Raw genomic sequence first — 2,889 nt, 5'->3', positions numbered from 1 at the left:
CGCCGTTACTGGGGACATATAAGGTTGTGGCAAAGACGACGGAAGGTGAAACCATTGATCGTTCAGTGCAACTTATCGTTGATACCGGTGCGTCTGCTCAGAACTTATTTATCAAAGGGCAAGGCGGTGATATTCATTTAGATGTTAAGGATGAAAAAGGTAATGGCGCCAAAAATATTCCCATTAAACTAATTAATTCTGCATCAACAAAAGAGTTAACGCTTGCCACCAATGATAAAGGTGAAATTGACATCAAAAATACTTTAAAAACCTATAAGTATGACCTAATTGTTGATATTGAAGATTTTATTGCTGACTCAAGTAATCAAACTAAATATACCTTATGGGATGCAACATTACCCGATAATTCGCATAAATACATTAATACGATAGAGTTTAATATGAATGGTACCAATCAAAAAGGTGCATTCAATATAAAACCACGTAATGAATGGGGCGTCGATGGAATCGTAGCTATAGATCAAAACAATGACGGTATCTATGGTGCTGATACGGATACTGGCGCATTAGGTATGAATGTCGAGCTTTACTATCCCGGCACGACAACCAAAGTTTTGGGCACAAAAACGATAACTACAAGCGATGATGGTCTATATCGTTTTAAAGATTTAGCGGTGGCGAGTTATGACATAAAAGTAACCAATGTGAAAGCGCCTTATATTCCACTTAGCAAACTTGAACAAAACATCAAAATAACAGATGCAAATAACCAAACAAGTGGTCCGACATTTTTATTAAAAATTGATCCAAATGATTCAAGTTTATCTGGTATATCGGGTCAGGTATTTGTCTTATCAAATCAGTTTTTGCCTAGGGGACCTGATTCTGGTAAGCCTTATAATATATTACCTGTATCAAATACGACTTATTTAGAAACCCCCGTCGATCTTTATCAATACGATGATAGTACATGGAAAAAGATTGCTACACAAACAACAAATAAGAGCAATGGATTATATCAATTCCGTGGTTTGGCGATCGGCAAAGATTATAAAGTGGTCATTAACGAATCTGGTATAGATTTAAATTCCTATATTTTTGTGAATGATTCTGATGGTAAATCAACCAGTACTTCACCAAAATCAAGAAGTAGCCATAAAGGGAAAGTAAAACTTAGTAATGGTACTCAGGCTAATATCGCCCCTAAAGAAATTATTGTTGTTGGTTTAGGTAAAGGAACCCAATCGAATCGAAACTTTTGGTATTCTCCCCTTCGAGAGAACTTAGGAACGTTAAACGTTGAAAGCAATATTAGAACAGCTAATTTAACTACAGCTTGGGGTGGTGTGGTTGATGGTGTCAGCTTAACACACACTGCTACAACTTACATGAAAGTCTCTTTTTATGAAGAAGACGGCGTAACTCCGCTTCTTGATAAACAAGGAACCCCATTAGCTGCAACACTCGGCAAACGTGGTTCGTATGGCGTGCTCGGTGCGCTCGGTAGGATAGCTGCTCCGATTGATCATGCCGGGTTATATACTTATAAAATTGATGATATTAATGACGAAATTGAAGCTGACTATTCGAGTGGTGATTATATTTTAACGATACAAACGGAACTTTCACACTCGAATGCTATGTATTTCAAACCTAAAAAGCCGAATACGCTATCTGGTTATGTTTATCTGAATAATAGCCATTCTGGCGCTTTGGGTGATTATAACCCAGATGAAGATACAGCAATTAAATTTGCCCAGGTATCGTTATACAAAAAGCAGTCAGATAATACATGGAACTTATTCACAAATTTTGGTACGAATCAGGACGGTTATTATAATTTTACAAATCTACCGGATGGTCAATATCGTGTTTTAACTAGACCAAGTTTTTCTGCTGGAAGTAATTTTAATTCACAAGATATTGAACTTGAAAATAATGATCAAAATACTGGCGTTGAAAATAACCAGTCAGTTTTTGAAATAAAAATTGAAGGTGGAAAAGCGCATAATAAGGGAACTAACTTTTGGTATAAGCTGAAACAACAAGATTATGTTGTTCGTGGTAAAGTTTACCTAGATACATATTCTGGCAAAGGGAAATTAGAAGTTAATATTCCAGGGACTTATGATGATCTACCACTTTTTGATGCGACAGTCTTACTTTGTAAAGATAACAATGCTTGTGTAATAGGCGGACAAAGTGTTATTGCATCTAAAAAAACTGGTTCTGATGGGCTTTATAAATTTACCGGCGCTGATGGGCTAACAGCTGGAAAAGATTTTATCGTTAAAGCATTACGTAAAAGCGTAACAGCAGTAGAAAATAGCAGTCAAGATCTTGCAACTAGCCATAAAATTCGATTTGACAAACTTGGTGCACCAATTGTTAAAAATTTTCTAATGCAAGGAAAAGGTAATATTCGTGCTATGCCTGTTAATGATATGAATGGCGATAGGTATGGTTCAGATTCAGAGAGAGGGACTAATACATCAAATGTTTATTATTGGGATAAAAACAGTAATGATTATCAGTATTGGGGTAAGTTCTGGACGATGGAGCTATACTCATTACCGGAAGGCAAATACCGTATAGTTCACACTCCGGGCAATGATTTTATCGACATTGCGGATGTGGATCCAGCAACACCACCAGGAACGCTAGATTTTGAAGTATTAGCCGATGGTTCACTTGCCAATAATTTAGATAAAAATAAATTATATCTAATGCAAGCTCAAGTTGTACCATCAAATACGACCGAGGCAATTTCGGGCAAGCTTTATCTGGATGTAACAGGTTCTAAAAACAAAGACGGGGCAGCTGAGCTCACTAAAGAAGAACTTATTCAATATAATAAAGGTTTGCTAACCGTAAGTGGTATTTTTACCCCTCGCATCTACCCGGGATATTTTAACGGTAATGTTGACG

Annotated in this window: 1 protein-coding gene; it reads left to right on the top strand. The window is 36.7% G+C overall.

The window, feature by feature from the left end; genetic code table 11:
* Positions 1-26: 26 nt before the first annotated feature.
* Positions 27-2,889 (top strand): SdrD B-like domain-containing protein (locus J3U36_RS11300; RefSeq protein ID WP_267385925.1); only part of this gene is annotated, 2,863 nt, incomplete at its 3' end.

This window comes from Gilliamella sp. B3817, assembly GCF_026536705.1.
GTDB lineage: Bacteria > Pseudomonadota > Gammaproteobacteria > Enterobacterales > Orbaceae > Gilliamella > Gilliamella apicola_I.
The sequence above is the reverse complement of the archived record's forward strand: the minus strand, read 5'-3'. Positions and strand labels throughout refer to the sequence as shown.